This window comes from Pseudonocardia xinjiangensis (assembly GCF_012911925.1).
GTDB lineage: Bacteria > Actinomycetota > Actinomycetes > Mycobacteriales > Pseudonocardiaceae > Pseudonocardia > Pseudonocardia xinjiangensis.
Map to the genome: position 1 here is coordinate 1 of NZ_JAAXKY010000042.1, position 22,693 is coordinate 22,693.

Here is a 22,693-nt window from a genome sequence, read left to right on the forward strand (position 1 = left end):
ACCCACCCGCGAGTCGCCCGGTTCGCGTGCGCGAGTCGCCCGGAACCCCGCGGGCGGCGTGATCACCGCGAACCGCACGTGACCGCCCTCCACGGGGCCATGACGCGCGGCTCGTACCGATCTCCCCCGGCGAGATCCCCACATCGGCCCTCCCCAGGGCGGAAACGCGGATCTCGGACCGATCAACCCCCGCAGTCCGGTGACCATCTGCTGCCGTCCACCGACACGATCGCGCCGCCCAACTCCTCCGCAGTATGACGCGTAACACACATATCGCTCTCTGCGAGCAGGCTCTCACTGGAGGTGACATATGACGACTGCAATGTGGCTCATCCTGGCGGTAGGGGTGTTCGCCGGGATGTTCATCGGACGCTGGTGGGCCGAGGTCAAGAGGGCCAACTACGACATGGACAAGACCTGGCAGGCCCGTCGCAACTACCGCGACGGCTGAGAACGACCCGACCGCCGAGAAGAACAACCGCTACCCCTGACGCCGCGCCCTGCTCCCCCCGGAAGCGCTCAGACGGTGCCGAGGATCGGTTCGAAGGCCAGCTCGGCCGCGCCGACCAGCTTCGCGTCGCGGCCGAGCGGGCTCGTCTCGATCCGGGTGCCGCCCACGGCACGGCTCACCAGGCTGCGCTCGTGCACCATCGTGCGCACCTCCGCCACCACGGCAGGCGGCAGCGCGGTGAACAGGTCTCCGAGCACCACCAGCTCCGGCGCCATCATGTTCACCACGGTGACGAGCCCGGTGGCGAGCCACTCGGCGAACTCGTCGAGCGGGCCGGGGAGCGGGGCGGTGGCGAGCGACCGGAGCTCCGCCACCAGGACGCCACGGGGGGTGTCCTCGGCGAGCCCGAGAGCGCGGCACAGCGCCGCCTCCCCGACCTCCGTCTCCCAGCAGCCCCGGGACCCGCAGTAACAGGGTCGGCCCCCGGGCCGGACGACGAGGTGGCCGAGCTCGCCGACGTACCCGCGCGTGCCGCGCAGCGGCACCCCGGCGGAGATCACGCCGCCGCCCACGCCCTTGTCCGCCGAGATGTAGACGAGGTCGTCCACGTCGCGGGCGTCGCCACGGACGTGCTCGGCCAGCGCTCCGAGCTCGGCGTCGTTCGCCACCTGCACCGGGACCTTCAGCACCGTGACCAGGCGGGCCCCGAGGGAGATGTCGCGCCAGCCCAGGTTGGGGGCCTCGTGCACGAACCCGTCGTCACGCCGGACCACACCCGGCACCGACACGCCCACGCCCAGCGCGGTCACCGCCAGCTCGTCGGCGAGCAGCTGCGCCGACTCCGCGACGTGGGTGATCACCTCGCCCGGTGTCCGGGTGCGGTGGTGCAGGTTCCAGCTGTGCCGGCCGAGCACCTGCCCGCCGATGCCGACCATCGACATCGCCACCTGCTCCACCCGTACGTCGACGGCGAGCACGACGGCCGCCTCCGGCTCGGGCAACACCATCAGGGAGGGTCGCCCGGCCCCGTTGCGCCGCGCGGGCAGCGCCTCGGTGACGACACCGCTCTCCGCGAGGCCGTCGACCACCGCCTTGATCGTGCTGCGGTTGAGCCCGAGCTCACTGGCGAGGGTGGCCCGCGTACACGGGCCGTCGACGTGCAGGCGTCGCAGCAGCGCTGCGCGGTTGTGCCGCCTGGCCTCGTCGGGCCGCGCACCCGCGGTGGCGGCGGACGGGCCGCCGCCACCGTCGCCACCCCAGGTGCGACTCACCTGCCGGCGACCGCCGAGCGCCGCCGCGACAGCACGTCCACCCCCGCAGCCAGGAGCAGCACGATCCCGTTGACGAGGAAGACCACGGACGCGGGCTGCCCGAGCAGGCCGAGACCGTTGTTGACCATGGCCAGCACCGCACCACCGATCACGGCGTTGCTGATCCGGCCACGGCCGCCGAACAGCGACGTGCCACCGATGACGGCGCCACCGACCGCGAACAGCAGGGTGTTGCCCCCACCCGCGCTCGGCGACACCGACCCGACCTTCGACGAGTAGACGATGGCGCCGATCGCCGCGAACGCCGTGGAGATGACGAACACGGCGGCCCGGATGCGGACCACGTCGATACCGGCGCGGCGCGCGGCCTCCCGGTTGCCGCCGACGGCGTACACGTGCCGGCCGAAACGGGTGCGGTCGAGCACGTAGGTGCCGGCGACGAGGAGCACGAGCACGAGCGGCACCACGTAGGGCACGCCCGAGATCGGGAGCTGACCCGGGGAGCGGTTCACCGTGAGCAGGTAGGTCGCCACGGCGGCGAGCACCACCACGGCGATCGTCTTGATCAGCACCAGGCCCGTCGGCTGGGCGACGAGCCCGAGCTTGCGGCGGGAGACCTGGCGGTTGAGCATGACCGCCGCATAACCACCGGCGGCCACGACGAACAGGATCCAGCTGCCGAGCGTGGAGAGGTTGCCGTTGGCCACGGCGGCGATCACGGGGTCGCGCAGACCCAGCGTGCCGCCGTCACCGATCAGCTGCAGGATCACGCCCTGCCAGGCGATGAACAACGCCAGCGTCACGACGAACGACGGCATGCCGACCTTCGCGACGAGGAAGCCGGTGAGACAGCCGATCACCACCCCGACCAGGACGGCGAGCAGCATCTCGAGCCACGGGTTCGGGGGGAACCCGATGACCAGGAGCAGCAGCGCACCCGCGGAGGCGATCGCGCCAGCCCAGATCTTCAGCAGCACCGCCAGCACGATCGCGACGACGATGACCACCGCGAAGAGCAGGAACACGGGGGTGCCCATCGCACCGAGCAGGTTGCCGTTGCTCACCAGGTGCAGCGCCATGACCGAGGCGGTGAGGCCGGACGCGGTGCCTGCCGCGAGGTCGATCTCGCCGGTGAGCAGCACGAACACCAGGCCCATCGCGATGATGGTCTGCCCGGCGCCCTGCTGGAGCAGGTTGGCCAGGTTCAGCAGGCTCGGGAACGTGTCCGGCGCGAGCGCGGTGAAGAGGATGAACAGGGCCAGCAGGCCGAGCAGGGCAGGCAGGGCGCCGAGGTCACCGCTGCGCAGGCTCACCAGGTAGCCGCGGATCGCCTCACCCGTGGACTTCGCGGTGGTGTCGATGCCGAAGTCGGCCGCGCGTGACGAGGCCGGCGCCGCGCGCTCGGCCGCGCTCGTCGCCGGGGACTTCTGTTCCGTCTGGGCCTTCTCGGGGCCCTCGGTGGGTGCCGTCATCAGACCGTCACGCTTTCGGGTCGCTGCAGGCCGAGATCCCCGGAACGGCCCGCGGTGATCAGCTCGACGGCCTGCGTGTTGGTGATGTCCTTGGTGGGCACCTGGGCCACCATGCGGCCCAGGTACAGGGTGGCGATGCGGTCGGAGACCTCGAAGACGTCAGCCATGTTGTGGCTGATCAGCACGACGCCGAGGCCCTGCTCGGCGAGTCGCCTGATGAGGTCGAGCACCTGACGGGTCTGGGCGACGCCCAGCGCAGCCGTCGGCTCGTCGAGCAGCACCACCTTGGAGTCCCAGAGCACGGCCTTGGCGATGGCGACGGTCTGCCGCTGCCCACCGGACAGGGCCGCGACCGGCATCCGGACGGACGTCACGGTGCGCACGGACAGCGACGCGAGGGTCCGCCGGGCGGCCTGCTCCATGTCGGCCTCGTCGAGCAGCCACGACTTGCCGCGCTCCCGGCCGAGGAACATGTTCTGGACGATGTCGAGGTTGTCCGCCAGCGCGAGGTCCTGGTAGACGACCTCGATGCCGAGCTTCGCGGCGTCGGTGGGCGCGTTCAGCGTCACCGGGCTGCCGTTGAACACCACGTCGCCGCTGTCGATCGGGTGGATCCCGGCGACACACTTCACGAGCGTCGACTTGCCGGCGCCGTTGTCCCCGACGAGTGCGGTGACCTCGCCGGCGCGGACGGTGAGGTCCACGTCGTGCAGCACCTGGACGGCGCCGAAGCTCTTGTTCACCCCGCGCAGCTGCAGGATCGGGTCAGTCATGCGGGCACCTCCGGTGCCCGTGCGCGGGTGCCGCCCCCCGGTGCCCTACCGGACGACGGCACCCGCGCACGAGGGTCGAGTGTTACTTGATACCGAGCTGGTCGCAGGCGGCCTGAGTGGCGGGCACGCAGATCTCCGACGCCTTGACGGCACCGGCGTCGACCACGGTCTTGACGTTGTCCTTGGTGATGAGCTGCGGCGTGAGCAGCACCGACTTGACGTCGCGGTTGCCCTTCGGGTCCTTCTCGGTCTGCGTCGCGATCGCGTCGGCGGCGGCCGTGTCACCCTTCGCCAGTGCGGCGGCGAGCTTGGCGGTGGCCTCGGCCTCCTGGTCGATCGGCTTGTAGACCGTCATGTACTGGTCGCCGCGCAGGATGGCCTGCAGGCCGTCGGGGGTGGCGTCCTGGCCGGTCACCGGGACCTTGCCGTTGAGGCCGTACTTGGTGAGCACGGTGATGATCGCGCCCGCCAGGCCGTCGTTGGCGGCGACGACGCCGTCGACCTTGCCGCCGTTACTCGTGAGGATCTGCTCGAACGTGGTGCCGCCCTGCTGGTTGTCCCAGTTGTCGATGGGCTGCGACTGCACCAGCTTGAGGGTGCCGTTGTCGTACAGCGGCTTGAGGATGTTCTCCTGGCCGTTGTGGAACAGGGTGGCGTTGTTGTCGGTGGGAGCGCCCTCGATCTCGATCACCTGGCCGCCCTGCTTGCCGGTGAGCGCCTGGGCGAGACCCTGGCCCTGCAGCTCGCCGACCTTGGTGTTGTCGAACGAGACGTAGTAGTCGCTGGTGCCGCCGAGGTTGAGGCGGTCGTAGTCGATCACGGGGATGCCCTGGGCCTTGGCCTTCGCGGCGACGGCGGCCCCGGACTCACTGCTGATCGACGCGATGACCAGCACCTTGACCCCGCTGGAGATCATTCCGTCTGCGAGTGTCGAGAACTTCTGCTCGTCACCCTGCGCGTTCTGGATGTCGGCGTCGAGGCCCTGGGCCTGCATCGCCGCCGTGAGGAGCGGCTTGTCGAAGCCCTCCCAGCGGGCGGAGCTGGCCGTCTCGGGGAGGATCACCCCGACCTTGACCCCGCCGGCCGGAGCAGAGCTCGCGGACGGCGCGGACGGGGCGGCGGCGTTCTGACCGCACGCGGCGAGCGTGAGGGCGAGCCCCAGCCCCGCGGCCGCGATCGCGGCTCTCCTGATGCGCATTGATCGTCCTTCCACAGCGTCGGGGATCCCCGCGGGTGCGGGGGAATGTTGTGACGGACAACGTATGTCCCCCAACGGAGTGGCGCCAAGCACACTGGATCGTTCAAGTCGTCACTGTGAGGTCACGATTCCGTGACGACCACCCGAGTTTGTTGTCGCGGTCACCCTGAGTGGCAGAAAACAGTGTGATCCGGGGGCGACCCGCGTCCGTCCGGATTGCGGCAGGGTCCGGTTCCTCCCGCCCTATTGCGGGAAAGTGGCTCTGCCGCAATCCGGCGCCGGCACTCCCCGCCGCGCCCCGGCTCACGACGAGGAGAGCGATGACGACGACGGTCGAGTCGAGCCCTGACACCAGCCCACCCGGCCGCGGCGCGCGGCTCGTCGACCGGATGGTCTCCGCGCTGGTGCTGCGCCGGCCCGAGGAGTCGGGGTACACGGTCACCCGCGGGCTGCGCGTGCCGATGCGCGACGGCATCGACCTCGTCGCCGACCTCTACTCACCGACCACCACACCCGCGCTCGGCACGGTGCTCGTCCGCGGTCCGTACGGCCGGGGATCGATCTACGCCCTGTTCTCCGCGCGGCTGTACGCGGCCCGCGGTTACCACGTGCTGCTGCAGAGCTGCCGGGGCACGTTCGGCTCCGGCGACGTGTTCACCCCGATGCGGCACGAGATCGCCGACGGCCACGACACGGTGGCCTGGATGCGGGAGCAACCCTGGTTCGACGGGCGGCTCGCGACGCTCGGACCGTCCTACCTCGGGTTCACGCAGTGGGCGCTGCTCATGGATCCGCCGCCGGAACTGCGGACGGCGGTGGTGACCATGGCCCCGCACGACTTCCACCGCGCGGTGCACGGCGCCGGCGCGTTCTCCCTCGGCGACTTCTTCGGGTGGAGCGAGATGGTGGCCCACCAGGAGGTGGCCACCGGCGGGCAGGCGCTCCTGCGCGCCGTGACGGCGGCCCGTCGCCTGCGGCCCGCCTTCCACGACCTGCCGCTCGTCTCCGCCGGGCAGGCGCTGCTCTCCGGCCGCGCACCCTGGTACCCGGACTGGGCGTCCCGGCCGGACGCGGACGACCCGTTCTGGGAGAACATGCGGCTCGACGCCGCGCTCGACCGGGTGCAGGTCCCGGTGCTGGTGATCGGCGGCTGGCAGGACCTGTTCCTCGACCAGACCCTCGCCGGGTACGAGCACCTGCACCGCCGCGGGGTCGACGTCGGCCTGACCATCGGGCCCTGGACCCACACCGACCTGGCGGGGAAGGGAAGCGGCGTCATCGCCCGCGAGACCCTCGACTGGCTGGGTGAGCACCTGGCCGGCCGGCCCGGCACGCGCAGGCCCGCGCCCGTCCGCATCCACGTGGGTGGTGCCGACGGTGGCTGGCGGGGCCTGCCGGAGTGGCCGCCGCCGCCCGGCAGCCAGGTGCTGCACCTGCAGCCCGCCGGCGCGCTCGGCAGTGCCGCACCGGCTGCGGGCGCCCTCCCCGTCATGTTCACCTACAACCCCGACCACCCGACCCCGTCGGTCGGTGGCCGGGTACTGGCCGGAGGCAGTGGCGTGCGGGACAACCGCGCGCTCGAGGCCCGGCCGGACGTCGTGACGTTCACCGGGCCGCCGCTCCCTGCTGACCTGGAGGTCGTCGGGAGCCCCGTGGTGGAGCTCGCCCACACCAGCGACAACCCGCACGCCGACCTGTTCGTCCGCATCTGCGACGTGGACGCGAAGGGCCGTTCGCGCAACGTCTCCGACGGTTTCGTGCGGCTCGTCGACGCGGACCGGGCAGATCGGGTCGTGCGGGTGGACCTCGACGCGATGGCCCACCGGTTCGCGGCGGGGCACCGGATCCGGCTGCTGGTGGCGGGCGGCGCCCACCCGCGCTTCGCCCGCAACCTCGGTACGGACGAGCCGGCCGCCGACGGCATGCGGACACTCCCGTCACACCGGACGATCGCGGTGGACGGCCGCTCACGCGTGGTGCTCCCGGTGGCGGCCCCCTGACGGTCAGAGGGCGGTCGAGCCACAAGTGACACAGATGCGGCCACGACCGGCCGGTGGGTGGCAGATCCCGGCCTAGCCTGGACGTCGTGCCCCCCACCCCACCCGGACAGCGGCGGGCGATCGCCGTGCTGGTCTTCGACGGTGTGCGGCTGCTCGACGTCACCGGACCGCTCGAGGTGTTCGACGTGGCCCGGTCGATGGGGGCGCCCTACGACGTGGTGGTGTGCTCGCCGGACGGCGCGGACGTCACCACCTCCAGCGGCCTGCGCCTGGGCGTCACCCGACCGGCCGGAGCGGTGGGTGTCGTCGACACCCTGGTCGTGCCGGGCGGGGAGGTGCTGGTGGAGAGCGGGGCCCCGCCGGAGCTCCTCGACGCGGTCCGGCTGCTCGCCCCGGGTGCGCGGCGGGTGACGTCGGTCTGCGCCGGGTCGTTCGCGCTCGGCAGCCTCGGGCTGCTGGACGGGCTGCGCGCCACCACCCACTGGCGGCACACGGCCGAGCTCGCGCGCCGCTTTCCCACCGTCGCCGTGGACCACGAGGCGATCTACGTCCGCGACGGCCGGCAGGGGTGATCGCCGGGATCGACCTCGCACTCGCGCTGGTCGAGGAGGACGAGGGCGACGAACTGGCGCACCGGATCGGCCAGGACATGGTGGTGTTCATGCGCCGTCGCGGCGCTCAGCCCCAGCTGTCGGTGCCGGCCCGCACCGCCCGGCCGCGCCGCGGCCTGTTCCGTGACCTGTGCGACCACGTGGCCGCCGACCCCGGCGCCGACCACAGCCTGCCCGCCCTCGCCCGGCACGTCGGGCTGAGCGTCCGGCACCTGAGCCGCCTCTTCAAGGAGGAGGTCGGCGCCACGCCGGCGGAGTACGTCAGCTCGGTGCGGCTGGAGGCCGCCACGGCGCTCATCCTCGCCGGCGAGAGCATTGCCGCCGCGGCCCGGCGCAGCGGTCTGGGCAGCGAGGAGACGCTGCGACGGGCCCTGCGGCGCAGTCAGCCCCGGCCCGGCTCCGCCGCGGGGCGGCACCCGGCCGCACCGGTCAGGCGGGCGGGATGTTGTGGTTGTTGAGCCGGAAGACGTTCCCGGGGTCGTAGGCGCGCTTGACGGTTCGCAGCCGCTGGTAGGTCTGCGCGGTGTAGGCGCACTCGGCGCCGTCCGCTCCGCTCATGAAGTTGAGGTACCTCCGTCCGGTGCTCCACGGCCGGAGGCGGGTGATGAGCCGGTCCAGCTGCGCGATCGCGGGCGCGGTGGCCTCGGCGGGCCCGATGGCGGCGCCCCACACGCTCACGCCGGCGTCCCGGGCGTCGACAGCGCTGGGCACCGCAGCGGGGCGCGCCAGCGCAGCACCGAGGTGACGCACCTCCAGCACCGTGAGCCCGCGAGCCGGGGCCGCCGAACGCCACGAGCGCGTCGACGACCTCGTCGGTGAGCCCGGTGAGCAGCGCGTTGCGCATCCGGAGGGGCACCGGGTCGACCGGATCCTGGTGCACCGAGGCGAAGGCGCGGTAGGGCGTCGGCATGACGGTGTCGATGATCGTGGGTGCCAGGGCGCGCAGCGGCGCCACCAGCCGTTCGCCCTCGACGGCCGGCCCGAGGAAGCACACGCGGACGTGGACGGCCAGCCGGCCGCGCAGCGGCGCGGGGACCTCGGGTGACGGCGGGAGCCGCAGGAGCGCCACCGAGGAGCTGAGCTCGTCCGGCGCCGTCGTGATCCACTCCCGGTACGCGCGCAGGACCGCCTCGGTGTGCTCGCCCGCGTAGAACAGGCCGCCGCCGAAGTAGGTGCTGACCGGGAACAGGTCGATCTCCATCGCGGTCACGACCCCGAAGTTGCCCTTGGCCCCCCGCACGGCCCAGAACAGCTCCGGCTCGGCGGTCGCGGTGACCCGGCGCAGCTCCCCGTCGGCCGTCACGATCTCGATCGCCCGCACGTGGTCGGCGGCCCATCCGTAGGTGCGCCCCAGCGTCGGGCTGAGCCCGCCGCCGAGGACGTACCCCGTGACGCCGACCTTGGCGGACGAGCCGTTCAGGGGTGCGAGTCCGGCCGGAGCCGCCGCATCGACCACCTGCTGCCAGACCGCGCCCGCCCCGGTCCGCGCCGTGCGGGCGGCGACGTCGATCTCCACGGCGTCCATCCGGCTCGTGGTGATGAGCACCGCGCCCTGCACCGGCTCGAACGGCTGGTGCCCCGTGCACACCACGGCGACGGGCAGCCCGTGCTGCACCGCGAACCGGACGGCCGCCTGCACGTCCTGCGGGCCGGTCGCGCCGACGACCACCGCGGGACGGTGGACCACCAGCAGGTTGAACCCCGCGCACTCGGCGGCGAACTCGTCGGTCCCGGGCAGCAGAACCGGGCCGTCGACCGCGCTCTCCAGCGCGGTGACCGCGTCCCCCGAGGGAGTCTCCTGCCGGACGGCCGGTGCGGTATCCACGGGTCTCCCCTCTCACCGGGGTGGGCGTCTCCAGGTGAGCACGCTCGCATCGACCTCGCGTCGACACCGCGTCGACCGGTCGGCCGTCGGCGGCGGAGTCGTGATGATTGGCACAGCCGGCCGCCCATCCGCGGTCCCCACCAGCGACGTCGTCGGCGCGGAGCTCCCCTCGACCGCCCGGATCGGCCCGCGGTGAACGGGGGCCACCACCCGGCGCGTAGTGCCCGGAGAGGCCGGTCGGTGGCGCGTGACGTCAGCCGGACGGTCCGATCACGTGAGCGGGAGGACACATCGGGTGGACCCAGCACTGAGATTCGCGCTGCTCGGTCAGGTGCGGGCGTGGCGGGACGGTGTGGAGCTCGACCTCGGGTCGCGCCAGCAGCGGGCCATGCTCGCGGTGCTGCTCCTGCGGGAGGGACGGCCGGTGCCGGTCGAGGAGGTCGCGCACGAGCTGTGGGGCACGGACGTCCCGAGGGGCGCCGCGGGCACCGTCCGCACCTACGCCTACCGGCTGCGCCGGATTCTGGGCGGCGGCAGTCTCGGGCCCATCACCTCGGCGGGAGGCGGCTACACGCTGCCGGTGGACCCGCTCGCCGTCGACGTCGGTCTCTTCCGGCACCACCTCCATGCGGCGCGGGCGGCCTGGCGGGGCGGTGACCTGTCGGCCGCCGCGGCAGGCTTGCGTGCCGGTCTGGCGCTGTGGCAGGGCGCGCCGCTCAGCGGTGCCGTCGGCCCGGGTTTCGACGCCCATCGCGTGCGGCTGGAGCAGATGCGCTCGGCCGCGGTGGTGGACGAGCTCGCCGTGTCCATCGAGCTGGGCTGTCACGTCGAGGCGGCGTCCGAGCTGTCGGCGCTGGTGTCGCGGCATCCGCTGCGCGAACGGCTGTGGGAGCTGCTGATCCTCGCGCTGCACCGCTCGGGGCGACGGGCCGAGGCGCTGGAGGCCTACCGGGACGTCCGGCGGCTGCTGCAGGACGAGCTCGGCCTCGAGCCGGGCACCGGCCTGCGCGAGCTGCACGCCCGGATCCTCGCCGACGACGCCCCGGCCACCACCGCTGCCGCACGTGCCGCGGGCCCGGTGTACGCGCCGACACCCGCCCAGCTACCCGCCGACTCGGCGGACTTCGTGGGCAGGTCCGGCGAGATCACGTGGATCACCGAGCGCCTGCTGTGTCCGGACGGCCCCGCACTCGTCGGCATCACCGGCTTCACCGGCATGGGGAAGACCGCGCTCGCCACCCACGTCGCGCAGGCCGTCCGCCGGCACTTCCCGGACGGTCAGCTGTTCGCGAGGCTGAGCCTGCCGGGACAGCCGCCCGTCGACCCGGGAGAGATCCTCGGGGGGTTCCTCGCGGCGTTCGGGATCAGCCGCGACCGGCTGCCGGCCACGACGTGCGAGCGCAGCGCGCTGTGGCGCACGCTGCTCACCGAGCGCCGGATCCTGGTGGTCCTCGACGACGCCGACAGCAGCGAGCAGGTGCTGCCGCTGCTGCCGGCGGCGCCGTCCTCCGCGGTGATCGTCACGAGCTGGCGGCGCATGATGGATCTGCCGGGGCTGCGCTCCGTGGCGGTGGGCCCGCTCGGCACCGGGGACGCGCTGACGCTCCTGGGGCGGCTCGCGGGGCACGAGCGCGTGCGCGCCGAGCCCGCGGCCGCGCACCGGATCGTCGCGGAGTGCTCCGCGCAGCCCCTCGCCGTGCGGGTCGCGGCCGCCCGGCTGCTGGCGCGGCCGCGGGAGACCGTGCGCGAGGTGCACCAGCAGATCCGCGACGACTTCGCGTCCCCGGTCGTGCTCGACGAGGACTGCCGGGCCGCGCAGCTGCGGTTCACGTGGGCGATGAGCAGGCTCGCCCCCGAGCTCGCCGCGGCCTGCGACCGGGTCGCGCTGTGCGACCGCGAGCTGCTGGACATCCCCGCGGCGGCCCCCCTGCTCGGGGTGGGGGACGGGGAGGCCCGCCGGCTGCTGGAAGGGCTGGTCGGGGTGCACGTCCTGGAGGCGGTCGGCGGCGGGCGCTACCGGTTCCTCAGGATCGCCCGGGCCCAGGCCCGGCGCCACGCCGTGCGGGCCGCGACCGTGGCGGCGGTCTGAGCGGCCACGGTGTGAGCGGCCCGGTCGCGCTCACCGGGCCGGGGTCCGGCCGAACCGCGCGGACAGCTCGCCGGTGAGGGCGGGCCAGACGACCGGGTCGTGGCCGGGGACCAGCGGGTAGCCACGCTCGGCCGCGATGGCCTTCAGCCTGCGGACCTGCTCGATGCACTCCTCCGGTGTCGCGTCGACGCGCCCGCCGATCGAGACCTCCTGCTCGATGTTCTCGGTGAGGTCGGCGGCGTCGAACGCGAAGACGAAACCGCCGCCCCCGACGCTCTCGTCCAGGTCCACGACGAAGCTCTGATGGCCCGGGGTGTGCCCGGCGGTCAGCACCGCGGTGACGCCCGGAGCGATCTCCACGTCACCGTCGGCCAGGTGCCAGTCGTGGGCCGGGTCGTCGTAGTCGACCCGGCACATCGCGTGCCGCTCGGCCTCCGCGGTGAGCCCGAACTCGAGCTCGCGCCGCTGGCAGTGCACAGGCACCCCGGTGAAGTGCCGCAGACCGCCCGCGTGGTCGACGTGCAGGTGGCTGAGCCCGACCGCGCGCACCTCCGAGATCTCGATGCCCGCGTGGGCGAGCGCCTCCTCCAGCGGCTCCCCCGGCCCCGGGAGGATCGCCCGGTAGGTGGGGCGGCCGTGGAAGCGCCTGCGCAGCGCGGCGTCGTGCAGGAGCGCGGTGTTGAAGCCGGTGTCGAGCAGCAGCCAGCCGCCGTCGGCGTGCAGCAGGATCCCGGGGACGGGCTCGCGCATCCGCTCCTGTGACGGAGCCCCCTCGATCGACACCGCTCGGGGCAGGTCCTCCCAGCCGAGGGTGAGCAGGACGATCTCGCGGATTCCCGTTCGTGACATGGGTGTCTCTCCTCTCGTCCCGCAGGTCAGGCCGACAGGTCGGCGATCCGCAGGCTCATGGGCGCCGCGATGTCATGGGCCTGCTCCACCCCCTTGAGCCAGGTCTGGGTGACCATGAAGTCCTTGCGGTAGGCGACGTTGGTCCAGCAGCCGGTGGCGCTGGCCATCTCCCCGATCTTCGCGAACGCGGCGGGGTCGCCCGACTGCAGGGCGCCGGGCAGTGCCGCTGTGATGGCCGGATCCGAGCAGCCGAGGTAGTTCAGGCCCCCGTCGGTCCCGTATGAACAGGCCGGCGTTCGGGTTGATGTAGACCTGCTCGGTGGTGTCCGCTGCGTCGCCCGAGGACAGGAAGATCGTGCGCCCCGCCAGGGTGAGACCCGACGTCACAGGTGTTTCGGCACGATCGCCACGCACTCGCCCGCGTGCACGTCCAGGGTGACCCGGCGCAGCGCGGCGAGCCGCGCCGCCCGGATCCGGAAGGTCACCCTGTTCGGGCTCAGTTCGCGGGATCCGGCCGGGCGGGCAAGGGTACTGCCCCCACGGCTGTCCGTGCGGTCGTACACCGGCGGTCCGTGGTGACCGACGATGTCCTGGAGGCAACCGGTGAGGGGCCTGGGAGCGAGATGCGGGCGAACAACCGGCCGCCGGAACGGGCCGAGCAGCTGGAGCCGGCCCGCGCCCGGCGCTCCGGCCCACCCCGGGCCGCTCCCTCGCCGCCGGTCCGAGGGCCGGACGCGATCCTGATGCTGCAGCGCGCGGTGGGGAACCGCGCGGTGGCCGACCTGCTCACGGGCGGTGCGACGACACAGCAGAGCACCGCGGTGCAGCGCGTACCCACGCTGCGGCCCGAACACGCCCGCGTCCGGGCCCATGCGGTGGAGCAGCAGCGGATCTGGAGCGTCCTCTTCGGCACCGCCGACCCGTATCGCGGCGCGAGCAGCGTGCTGGTGGAGCTCGGTCCCGGGATCGACACTCCCGGCGTGTACGGCTCCACTCCCGGGCCCCGCGAGAACAGGGCCGTCAACGACCTGAACGCCGCAGGCTCGGCCGCGGCAGACGCGCTGACCGGCCGGGCCGGGACGCGCTTCATCAAGGGGCACCTGCTGAACTCCAACCTCGGCGGCCCGGGGGTGAGCGCGAACCTCACGCCGATGACGCTGCAGGCCAACGCGCAGTACCACGTGCACGTCGAGCGTCCGGTGAAGATCGCGCTGACCCAGGCCCGGCGGCACGCCGAGTTCTACGAGCGGGACGCCGAGCACTGGCTCGGCGTGGAGTTCACCGCGAACGTGAGAGGGCAGAAGTTCCCGCACGGGTCCGCCGCGGAGCGGGCCGTCGCCGACCACATCGACGTCTTCGCGAACTGGATCACGAAGCCGAAGCACGGCGGGGAGACCGACTTCCTCTCCCCGGCCGAGCGGGACCAGCTCGGGCTTCCCGACCTGCCGAACGGCCGCTTCGATCCCATCACCGGCGGACCACTGTCCTGAGCCGGGGTCGACCCGGTCCCGGGGCACCACCTCGCACGCGTGCCTCCCGGCCGCCGGTGGTGACGATCGGGTAACGGGGGATCCACTCCACCGGCGTCTCCCGGAGGCCCGCCACGGGGCGCGGACGGTCCTCGGGCGTGTCGCAACCGAATCATCCATTCGGCGGCCGAACACACCATTAGGTACAAATCACTCACCCTGTGTGACCGTTCGTCGATTCACTCTCCGTGATCGGCTTTAGGGTGGCGCCGACGCCTCCGGTTCATCCCCTTCTTCCGGGTCCGGAGGGCGACCGCAACGATCACCGCGGCCGTCCCCACGGCCTCCAGCACGCCCGGGACCTGCCGTAACGCGATCAGCCCGACCACTGTGGCAGTGACGGGGAGCAATGCCAACAAGATCGCGAAACGAGCCCGGCCGACCTTCCGCAGCACGATCTGGTCCAGAACGTACGGAACCGCGCTGGACAGCACCCCCAGCCCGAGCCCGAGCGCCAGAACCGCGGGGTCGGCCAGCGCGGCCGCCACCGAGGGACCGCCGGCGACCAGGAGCGGCGACAGCACCACCGAGGCCACCACGAACCCCACCGCAAGATCGTCCAGACCGTTGCCCGCCGTCGCCAGCCGCTTCCCGAGCAGGATGTAGACCGCCCACAGCGCCGCGGCCGCGAGCGCCCACAACATCCCTGTCCGACTGCCTGACCAGCGCACATCCACGATGAGCAGCACACCGACCGCGGCCAGCACCACCGCGCAGACGTCACGCGGCCTGCGGGATGCCACCGCAGCCACCACCACCGGCCCGCAGAACTCCACCGCCACCGCCGTGCCGAGCGGGATCCGGGCGATGGCCTCGTAGAAGGCGACATTCATCAGGGCCGTGGCCAGCCCGAATGCCACGGCCTGCCCGAACCGGGGCCCCCGCCACGCACTGCGGGCGGGACGGCGCCAGGCGAGGAGCACAGCGGCGGCGCCCACCATGCGTAACACCGCCACTGCTGACGGCGACAATCGGGCGAAGAGCTCGACAGCGAGGGCTGCGCCGACATACATCGAGGTGGAGCCCGCGACGAACAGGACAGGGGCCGGAACCCGGTCTCGCACCCTGGCCGTCATGTTGCAGAGCGTAGTCACCCCGCCGAGACTGTTAACACAAGCCGTCTTGCGGTGTCACGGCGGGCGTCGCATCATTCACTCCAAGTCAACTGAATCTGCGATTGTCACCGGGATCACCACCGCAAGGACCAGTCCACCGACCACACTCGGTCACGTGACGGTTGTTGCGGCCCGATCTGGGAACACGTGCAGGGTTCTGTACGTCTGAGAGTGTGGACGCACCGCGCAAGCGGTCGTCGCAGCAAGCGGTGCCGGAGCTATCCGGCGCCGAGACGGAGGGAGACCGCTATGCAGCCAGGAACCCTGACCCGGCCCGAGTTGACCGCCGCTGACCGCTGTGACAGGTGCGGAGCGGCCGCGAAGGTTCGTGCCGTGTTGCCGTCGGGCGGCGAGTTGCTGTTCTGCGGTCACCACGCACGGGCTCACGCAGACAAGCTCCGCGAAATGGAGATCGACGTGCAGTCGGGCAGTTGACCGGGGCCGGCGCAGCCGGCCCCTACCCCAACCGGACCCATCGCGGGGCGGAGACCATCGGTCTCCGCCCCGCTGTCATGTCCGGCCCTCTCAGAGCTCGTCAGCGCCAGGATCGCAGGGTGGCGATCCGCTCCTCGAGCTGTTCGATGCTGGCCATCGCGGTGGGCGGCCCGCCGCAGAGCGTGCGGAGCTCGTTGTGGATCATGCCGTGGGGCTTGTTCGTGCGGTGGTGGTGCAACGCCACCAGCGTGTTGAGCTCCTTGCGGAGCGCCCCCAGCCGCTCCCGGACCGACAGCTGCGGCCGGGCGGCCGGCGGCTCGGGTGCCACGGGAGCCGGCGCGGCGGCCGCCTTGGTCTTCGAGCGGCTCAGCCACTCCTTCTGCCGCTGGCTGAGCAGGGTCCGCACCTGGTCGGGCTCGAGCAGCCCGGGCAGCCCGAGGTAGTCCTCCTCGTCGGCGGAGAACGACCTGCCTTCGTAGATGAGCTGGTCCAGCTCGGCCTGCGCCCCCAGCGCGGTGAACGACTTCTCGTCCTCCCCCGGCTCGTCCTCCTGCCGCTGTGCCTGGGCGAGCAGCTCGTCGTCCCACTGCTCGTCGGCACGGTGGGGCTTGCCGAGCACGTGGTCGCGCTGGGCCTCCAGCTCACTCGCCAGCCCCAGCAGCACGGGGACGCTCGGCACGAACACCGAGGCCGTCTCCCCCGGCCGCCGCGACCGGACGAACCGGCCGACGGCCTGGGCGAAGAACAGCGGTGTCGAGGCGCTGGTGGCGTAGACGCCGACCGCGAGCCGCGGCACGTCCACTCCCTCGCTCACCATGCGCACGGCCACCATCCAGCGGTCCTCCGACTCGGAGAACCGGGCGATCCGCGCCGACGCGCCCGGCTCGTCGGACAGCACCACGACGGGAGCGGTGCCCGTCACCTCGGTGAGGATGGCGGCGTAGGCGCGGGCGGTGGTCTGGTCGGAGGCGATCACCAGGCCACCGGCGTCGGGCATGCCGCCGGCGCGGTGCCCGCTGAGCCGCTTGTCCGCGGCGGCCAGCACGGCCGGGATCCACTCGCCGCCCGGGTCCAGCGCGGTGCGCCACGCGCGGGCCGTCTGTTCGGCGGTCATCGGCTCGCCGAGTCGCGCCGTGATCTCCTCGCCCGCGCTGGTGCGCCAGCTCGACAGGCCCGAGTAGGCCATGAAGACCACCGGCCGCACGACGCCGTCGGCGAGCGCCTCCGCGTAGCCGTAGGAGTGGTCGGCCCGGCTGCGCAGGGCACCCTCGGCGTCGGGCAGGTAGTCGACGAACGGGATGGGGTTGTCGTCGCTGCGGAACGGGGTGCCGGTGAGCGTCAGCCGCCGGACGGCCGGGTCGAACGCCTCCTTGACGGCGTCGCCCCACGAGCGGGCGTCGCCCGCGTGGTGCACCTCGTCGAGGATCACGAGCGTGCGGCGGTTCTCCGTGCGCGCCTGGTGCAGCAGCGGGTGGGCGGCCACGCCGGCATAGGTGACGGCGATGCCGGTGTAGTCCGACGACGTGCCGCCGGTCGAGTTACGGAAGTCGGGGTCGATGGCCAGGCCGACCTGGGCGGCGGCCCCGGACCACTGGTGCTTGAGGTGCTCGGTGGGGGTGACGACCGTGATGGCGTCGATCACCCGGTCGGCCAGCAGCTCCGAGGCGACCCGCAGCGCGAACGCCGTCTTGCCCGCGCCGGGCGTCGCGACCGCGAGGAAGTCGCGGGGCGCGGCGGCCAGGTACCGGGCGAGTGCGCTGCGCTGCCAGGCCCGGAGCGGACGCGAGGAGGGAGCGATCTGCTGGGCCTGGGACACACAACTCCCTCAACGTCGCGCATGGTGTGCTCGGGATCCGGCCCGTGCGCGGGCCCCGCGTCGGCGCGGGCCCCGGGGGGCGGGATCGCGGCGGGTCCTGGGCCGCCGGCGGTCATGGTCAGGGTAACCGGGCGGTGCCGTGTGGCCCGCCATGCCCCGCACCCGCGGGAGCGGCGTGTCGGGTGGTCCATCCTGTGTGCGCGATGACCTCCGACGAACCTCGCGGACCGGGATCCACAGGGCACCGGAGCCCTCTCCGGACCCGGCGGCAGCGGGCCGCCTGCACCCGAGTTGCCCCCGGTGCCCCGACCCGCCCATGCTGCTGGGAGCCGCCCGACGGACTCGGACGGCGGAGCGCCGGATCCGCCCGACGGACAGGGGGCAGAGTGGTTCAGGACCGCCGAGCCACGGAGGAGTGCAGATGACGAGCGGGCACCCGGGCGGGCGCGGCGCTGGCCTCGACGCCGCTGAGGCTGCGCTCGGGCTCGAGCTGCTGCTCACCGGCAGCGCGACCGGGGGCCCGCTACGCCGGGTGCTCCCGCTCGCGCCGGCGGCGCGGCTGGCGGCGGCGCTGACCTCCCGGCCCCTGACCGTGGCCCGGCGGGGTACGGGCCTCGCCGTCGAGCTGGCCCGGATCGGGCTGGGCCGCTCGTCGCTGGCCCCCGCTCCGCAGGACCAGCGGTACGCCGATCCCGCGTGGGACCACCCCCTGCTGCGCCGGATCGTGCAGACCCACCTGGCCGCGGGCGCCACGGTGTCCGATCTCATCGCGGATGCCGAGCTCGACGGCGCCGACGACGAGCGCGTCCGCTCGGCCGTCGGCACCCTCGCCGACGCACTCGCCCCCAGCAACACACCGCTCAACCCGCTCGCGTGGCGCTCGGCGCTCGGCACGGGCGGGGCGAGCATCGTTCGCGGGGCGGCGCGGCTCGTCGGCGATCTCGGCTCGCCGCCACGGCTGCCGGCCACCACCGAGCCCGACGCGTTCGAGGTCGGCACCGGCGTCGCCGCCACGCCGGGCGCGGTCGTGCTCCGCACACCCGTGTTCGAGCTGATCCAGTACCTCCCGCAGACGGAGGAGGTCCGCGACCTCCCGGTGCTCGTGGTGCCACCGATGGCCACCCGCTACTACCTGGCCGACCTGGCGCCCGGCCGCAGCATCGTCGAGCACCTCGTCCGCGGCGGGCAGCAGGTGTTCCTCCTGTCCTGGCGCAACCCGGGCCCCGAGCACGCCTCCTGGGATCTCGACACCTACGGGCAGGCCGTCCTCGACGCGATGGACGCGTGCGAGCACATCACCCGTACCCACCGCACGTCGCTGCTGGCCGTCAGCTCGTCGGGCGGCACGGTCACGGCGATGCTGCTGGCGCATCTCGCCGCGATCGGCGCGCAGGAGCGGGTGGCGTCGGTGACCTTCGTGCTCGCCCCGCTCGACCGGGAGGAGGCCGACGCCCCGGTGTCCCCGGCCGCCCGGCAGGCGGCGGAGGCGGCCGTTGCCGCGTCGCAGCACCGGGGTCATCTCGACGGCGCCACGCTGGTCGAGGAGCACGCCTGGGCGCACCCGAACGACCTCGTCTGGCCGTACTGGGTGCGCAGCTATCTGTGCGGTGAGGCGCCCCCTGCGTCCGAGGACCTGTTCTGGCTCGCCGACACCGTGCGCGTGCCGGCCGGTCTGCATCGCGATCTGGTGGCCGTCGCACTGGGCAACGCCCTCGCCACCCCGGGGGCGGCCGAGATGCTCGGCACGGCCGTCGACCTGTCGAAGGTCGACCGCGACGCGTACGTGGTGGCCGCACTGGGTGGCCACTCGGCGGTGTGGAGATCCTGCTACCGCACCACCGGGCTGCTCGGGGGCACCACCCGGTTCGTGCTGGCCACGAACGGCTCCGCCGCCTCGGTGATCGGCCCGCCCGGCACGCCCGCCGCGGGGTTCCGCGTCGCGGAGACCACGCCGCCCGCGGCCGAACGCTGGCTCGCCGCAGCACGGCCGGTGCCCGGCTCCTGGTGGTCGGACCACCTGGCGTGGCTCGGCGACCGCAGCGGCCCGGTCCGGGACGCTCCACCCGAGCTCGGCGGGCGCGGTCTGCACGCGGTGGCCCCTGCCCCCGGGGAGTACGTGCTGCAGCGCTGACCCGGGCCCGGAGCGCCTAGCTGTAGTGCCCATGAGCGTTGTTGACGGCGTGTCGGCCTGGCTGTCGCCGGCCAGGATCGCAGCGCGGGCACGTGTGTCCCCCAGTGATCACAGAGGCTCAGCCGACCGCCCATCTGCTCGCCCCCTTACGCGGCGAGGTGCAGGAGTGGTTTTCGGCGGGGTCTTCGCTGCGGGTCGATCCAGGCGGGTGGGATCAGCTCGGGCAACCCGTCGCGGATGCGGACTTCCCACTCGGAGTGGTGCTGCAGGCGGTGGCACGCCCGGCAGAGCATCACGCAGTTGTGCAGGGCGGTGTCGCCGCCGTCCTGCCAGGCTGTGATGTGGTGGACCTCGCACCACGACGGTGGCCGCCCGCACCCGGCGCAGCCGCGGTCGCGGGCGGCGATCGCGCGGCGCAGCCCGTCGGGGATGGTGCGGGTGACCCGGCCGACGTCGAGGGGCTGGCCCTTCCCGTTGAGCACGACGGGGACGACCGCGGCGTCACAGGCCAGCATCCGCAACGACTCCGGCGACAAGGTGCCACCGAAGTCCAAACACGCGGCGCGGGCCCGGTTCTCCAGGTCCTCCAGCCGGACCAGCACCGTGAGATGTGGACGGCGCCCGCCGCACTCGGGCACGTCACCGTGGTCGAGCACGTAGCCACACACATCCGCGAGGGCTTCGGCCTGCCGTTGCGCGAGGCTGCGCTGCTCATCACCGGTGACGGGCCGGGCGTGGGAGTCGACCACGGTGGCAATGGCATCGAACATCGCCGCGTCATCGAACCGGCCCTTCAGCGTGCCGCCCGCCTTTCCGCGGTGCCGGAGCAGGTGCAGTTCGTTGACCGGCGCGGGTGGACGGTCGTCGGGCTCGGGCCCGTCCTCGTCGAGGGCCTCCACGAGAGCGGTGCCCCAGGTCTGCAGCTCCGACGGCGTATAGACGGCCGCTTTGTGGGCGAGTTGGGCTTCGGCACCCGCCCACACCTCGGGCGTGAGCCGCTCGGCGGCCGGGCTGGCCAACACGCGGGCGATCACCGCGACGTGCCGCAATCCGGTGGCGCCGGCGGCGAACACCTCCGCGGTGGCGGCCAACCGGGCGGGCAGCAGAGTGCCGTCGATCCCGACCCGGGGGCAGACCTGTTCGGCAGCGACCACCCGCTGCCGGGCCTCGAACCGTTCCCACCCGAGCAGATCCCCCAACGCCGCCGGGGTCGACTTGTAGCCGCGCTCGGCGAACGTGCTCCGCCGCTCCAAAGTCGACACGGTGGCAACGACGAGCCGGTCCAGCCGCCTGCTGGTGCCTTCGCACAAGGTGAGGACAGACAGCAGGTCGTCGTCTGTAGCGCCGTCGGTGGCGGCGGACAGCGCGTCGATCGCCTCCACCAGGAGGCGATGCGCGGTGGTGAGCGGACTGTCCGACACCCCACCATCATACTCGAACACATGTTCGAATCGATGTTGGTCGTCGCAGGTCAACAGCCGTTCAGCGCTCGTGGCGGTGGCCTGTCGGGTGAGGGTCGTCCGCAGCAGCGACCATCCCAAACTCGGCCCGGTCCGCGTCGGCCCACTGGCTGGCGGCCTCCACAATGCACGCCGTCCTGACCCGCCACGGACTCACCCGGCCGACCTGACTCGACCGTCCCACCGGCACGGTGATCTGCCGCTGCGAACACGGTGCACGTGGATGTGAGGGGTGCACGGCCGCGCCAGCGACCAGTCCCGCCAGACCCGCACCGGCCACTGGTCGGGTTCAACTACGCTCCACGCCGCCAACCGCGGCCACACCGCCCTCGGCGGCCAACCACCCATCAGCCGCGTCAACAACCCGCCTGGGCATTACACCTAGCCGCCCCGTCGATGGCGATCGCCTCGGCCCCGGCTCGAAGGGGAGCCCTGTCGGCCGCCGGGCAACGCGAGCTCGAGTGCGAGTGCCGCCCGGATGACGGGGCCGAGCTTGCCCGATGCGCCCCTGCGCGGGAGCGCCGCGATCCGCGGCGTGAGATCCGGCAGCCGTCCCAGCCCACCCGCGGCCAGGACGTGGGCGACGTTGAGCGCGGCGAGCTGGTGGGTGTCCATGGCGCTGTGCCCGAGGTCCGGGAGCGGCACGAGCACGGCACCCGGGACCAGCTCGACGATCCGCTCGGCGATCGGCCGGGGGGTGCGCAGGTCACGCTCGCCCGACACGACCGCTGTGGGCCAGGCGAAGTGCGGCAACGCCGCCGGCAGGTCGACGCGCTCGCCCGTGAACGGCGGGCGGTCGGCCGCGTGGTGGGAGAACAGTTCCTGCGGGTCGAGCGGGAGGCCGTCCGGGGCCTCGCCGTACCCGAGCTCGCCGTGGGTGATGCCAGCGACGAGATCGGGCTCCATCACGAACCGGGTTCCCGGTCCCTCGATCTCCCCGGCCCCCAGCTCGGCGACGCGCCGCCAGGTGCGCAGTGCCCGCCCCGCCAGCCGGGCGGCGAGCAGCCGTTCGAGGACCTCGGGGCCGGCGAACTCGTACACGACCTGCACCACGTGGCTCGCTTCGGGGACCGGGACCTGCTCCGCGTCGAGCAGCTCACGGAACAGCGCGGCGGCCCGGCCGGGGCCCTTCCAGAGGAGGTCCCGGCGGAAGGCACGGACCGTTGCGACGTCGTCCACCGCGGACAGCATCGGGGAGTCGAGCACCATCCCGGCGACCCGTCCTGGGTGCCGCACGGCGAACAGCTGCGCGAGGTAGGTGCCGTACGAGCTGCCGTAGACGACGGCCCGCTCGACGCCGGTCGCGTCGAGGACGGCCGCGAGGTCGTCGGCCGCCGCCTCGCCGGTGACGGCCTCGATCGCCAGGTCGGCGCCGGTGATGTCGCGCCGGGAGGCCCCGACCCCCCGGTGTTCCATCATGATCACGTCGAGGCCGCGCTTCACGGCTCGGCGCCGCAGCGCCCGGTAGGGCAGGGCGGAGGCGAGGCCGGGCCCGCCGGGCAGGAACACGATCGGTGTCCCCTCCCGCGGCCGGGGGCGGAGGTAGGCGATGTCGACCTCGCCGTTCCCCGCCGGACGGCGGACGCAGCCGCCCGCCCCGGCACGCACCTGCTGCTCGACCGGCCGCCCCCTGCCCCGTTCGTCCCCCATGTCCGGAACACGAACGGG

Annotated in this window: 19 protein-coding genes and 1 pseudogene; 8 read left to right on the top strand and 12 right to left on the bottom strand. The window is 73.2% G+C overall.

Annotated features, from left to right (window positions below; genetic code table 11):
• Nucleotides 1–310: 310 nt before the first annotated feature.
• Nucleotides 311–451 carry a hypothetical protein gene (locus HF577_RS14780; protein ID WP_169396424.1) on the top strand — a complete coding sequence of 47 codons (141 nt, stop codon included), beginning with the start codon at nucleotides 311–313 and terminating at the stop codon, nucleotides 449–451.
• A gap of 68 nt (nucleotides 452–519) precedes the next feature.
• Here the strand turns inward: HF577_RS14780 and HF577_RS14785 are convergent, their stop codons facing one another.
• From HF577_RS14785 to HF577_RS14800, 4 genes are all read right to left on the bottom strand, one after another.
• Nucleotides 520–1,722: an ROK family protein gene (locus HF577_RS14785; RefSeq protein WP_169396425.1), complete on the bottom strand. Its 1,203-nt coding sequence runs from the start codon at nucleotides 1,720–1,722 to the stop codon at nucleotides 520–522.
• Nucleotides 1,719–3,194 (bottom strand): sugar ABC transporter permease, encoded by a 1,476-nt coding sequence (locus HF577_RS14790; RefSeq protein ID WP_169396426.1) that lies wholly within the window; start codon nucleotides 3,192–3,194, stop codon nucleotides 1,719–1,721. The genes HF577_RS14785 and HF577_RS14790 overlap by 4 nt, the downstream gene beginning before the upstream one ends.
• Nucleotides 3,194–3,967: an ATP-binding cassette domain-containing protein gene (locus HF577_RS14795; RefSeq protein ID WP_169396427.1), complete on the bottom strand. Its 774-nt coding sequence runs from the start codon at nucleotides 3,965–3,967 to the stop codon at nucleotides 3,194–3,196. The genes HF577_RS14790 and HF577_RS14795 overlap by 1 nt, the downstream gene beginning before the upstream one ends.
• 82 nt (nucleotides 3,968–4,049) lie before the next feature.
• The gene (locus tag HF577_RS14800) at nucleotides 4,050–5,165 is read right to left on the bottom strand and encodes a sugar ABC transporter substrate-binding protein (RefSeq protein ID WP_169396428.1); all 1,116 of its coding nucleotides are present in this window, start codon (nucleotides 5,163–5,165) and stop codon (nucleotides 4,050–4,052) included.
• 320 nt (nucleotides 5,166–5,485) lie between these two features.
• Here HF577_RS14800 and HF577_RS14805 point away from each other — a divergent pair, with 320 nt between their 5' ends.
• The 3 genes from HF577_RS14805 to HF577_RS37495 all read left to right on the top strand — a co-directional run bounded on the left by HF577_RS14805 (nucleotide 5,486) and on the right by HF577_RS37495 (nucleotide 8,234).
• Nucleotides 5,486–7,165 (top strand): CocE/NonD family hydrolase, encoded by a 1,680-nt coding sequence (locus tag HF577_RS14805; RefSeq protein ID WP_169396429.1) that lies wholly within the window; start codon nucleotides 5,486–5,488, stop codon nucleotides 7,163–7,165.
• Between the two features lie 86 nt (nucleotides 7,166–7,251).
• A complete protein-coding gene (locus tag HF577_RS37490; RefSeq protein ID WP_211174293.1) occupies nucleotides 7,252–7,737 on the top strand; it encodes a DJ-1/PfpI family protein in 486 nt (161 codons plus the stop codon).
• Entirely contained in the window at nucleotides 7,734–8,234 is a 501-nt protein-coding gene (locus HF577_RS37495) for a helix-turn-helix domain-containing protein (RefSeq protein ID WP_211174294.1), read from the top strand. Before HF577_RS37490 ends, HF577_RS37495 begins: the two co-directional genes overlap by 4 nt.
• Here the strand turns inward: HF577_RS37495 and HF577_RS38310 are convergent.
• A complete protein-coding gene (locus tag HF577_RS38310) occupies nucleotides 8,206–8,334 on the bottom strand; it encodes a BBE domain-containing protein (protein ID WP_246266389.1) in 129 nt (42 codons plus the stop codon). The genes HF577_RS37495 and HF577_RS38310 overlap by 29 nt on opposite strands.
• A gap of 775 nt (nucleotides 8,335–9,109) precedes the next feature.
• Nucleotides 9,110–9,601 (bottom strand): annotated as a pseudogene (locus tag HF577_RS38315) (FAD-binding oxidoreductase); the annotation flags it as partial.
• Nucleotides 9,602–9,896: 295 nt separating this feature from the next.
• Between HF577_RS38315 and HF577_RS14820 the strand changes: the two are divergent.
• The gene (locus HF577_RS14820) at nucleotides 9,897–11,690 is read left to right on the top strand and encodes an AfsR/SARP family transcriptional regulator (RefSeq protein WP_169396430.1); all 1,794 of its coding nucleotides are present in this window, start codon (nucleotides 9,897–9,899) and stop codon (nucleotides 11,688–11,690) included.
• Between the two features lie 30 nt (nucleotides 11,691–11,720).
• Here HF577_RS14820 and HF577_RS14825 read toward each other — a convergent pair whose 3' ends face one another.
• Together HF577_RS14825 and HF577_RS14830 are read right to left on the bottom strand one after the other, a co-directional pair.
• Nucleotides 11,721–12,539 (bottom strand): N-acyl homoserine lactonase family protein, encoded by an 819-nt coding sequence (locus tag HF577_RS14825; RefSeq protein WP_169396431.1) that lies wholly within the window; start codon nucleotides 12,537–12,539, stop codon nucleotides 11,721–11,723.
• Nucleotides 12,540–12,565: 26 nt separating this feature from the next.
• Nucleotides 12,566–12,706: a hypothetical protein gene (locus tag HF577_RS14830; protein WP_169396432.1), complete on the bottom strand. Its 141-nt coding sequence runs from the start codon at nucleotides 12,704–12,706 to the stop codon at nucleotides 12,566–12,568.
• Nucleotides 12,707–13,114: 408 nt separating this feature from the next.
• Between HF577_RS14830 and HF577_RS14835 the strand changes: the two genes are divergently transcribed.
• Entirely contained in the window at nucleotides 13,115–14,029 is a 915-nt protein-coding gene (locus tag HF577_RS14835) for a hypothetical protein (protein ID WP_169396433.1), read from the top strand.
• A gap of 218 nt (nucleotides 14,030–14,247) precedes the next feature.
• Here HF577_RS14835 and HF577_RS14840 read toward each other — a convergent pair whose 3' ends face one another.
• Nucleotides 14,248–15,144, bottom strand: coding sequence for an EamA family transporter (locus HF577_RS14840; RefSeq protein WP_246266385.1), 897 nt, complete (start codon nucleotides 15,142–15,144; stop codon nucleotides 14,248–14,250).
• A gap of 288 nt (nucleotides 15,145–15,432) precedes the next feature.
• On the opposite strand from HF577_RS14840, the gene HF577_RS38320 reads away from it, so the two are divergent.
• On the top strand, nucleotides 15,433–15,618 hold the full coding sequence (locus tag HF577_RS38320; protein WP_169396434.1) for a DUF7455 domain-containing protein: 186 nt from the start codon (nucleotides 15,433–15,435) through the stop codon (nucleotides 15,616–15,618).
• A 100-nt stretch (nucleotides 15,619–15,718) separates the two neighbouring features.
• On the opposite strand, the gene HF577_RS14850 is transcribed toward HF577_RS38320, so the two are convergent.
• On the bottom strand, nucleotides 15,719–17,434 hold the full coding sequence (locus HF577_RS14850; protein WP_169396435.1) for a DEAD/DEAH box helicase: 1,716 nt from the start codon (nucleotides 17,432–17,434) through the stop codon (nucleotides 15,719–15,721).
• A 421-nt stretch (nucleotides 17,435–17,855) separates the two neighbouring features.
• Between HF577_RS14850 and HF577_RS14855 the strand changes: the two genes are divergently transcribed.
• A complete protein-coding gene (locus HF577_RS14855; protein ID WP_169396436.1) occupies nucleotides 17,856–19,565 on the top strand; it encodes a PHA/PHB synthase family protein in 1,710 nt (569 codons plus the stop codon).
• 146 nt (nucleotides 19,566–19,711) lie between these two features.
• Here HF577_RS14855 and HF577_RS14860 read toward each other — a convergent pair whose 3' ends face one another.
• Nucleotides 19,712–20,986: an HNH endonuclease signature motif containing protein gene (locus HF577_RS14860; RefSeq protein ID WP_169396437.1), complete on the bottom strand. Its 1,275-nt coding sequence runs from the start codon at nucleotides 20,984–20,986 to the stop codon at nucleotides 19,712–19,714.
• 420 nt (nucleotides 20,987–21,406) lie between these two features.
• Nucleotides 21,407–22,675 (bottom strand): alpha/beta fold hydrolase, encoded by a 1,269-nt coding sequence (locus HF577_RS14865; protein ID WP_169396438.1) that lies wholly within the window; start codon nucleotides 22,673–22,675, stop codon nucleotides 21,407–21,409.
• Nucleotides 22,676–22,693 lie beyond the last annotated feature (18 nt).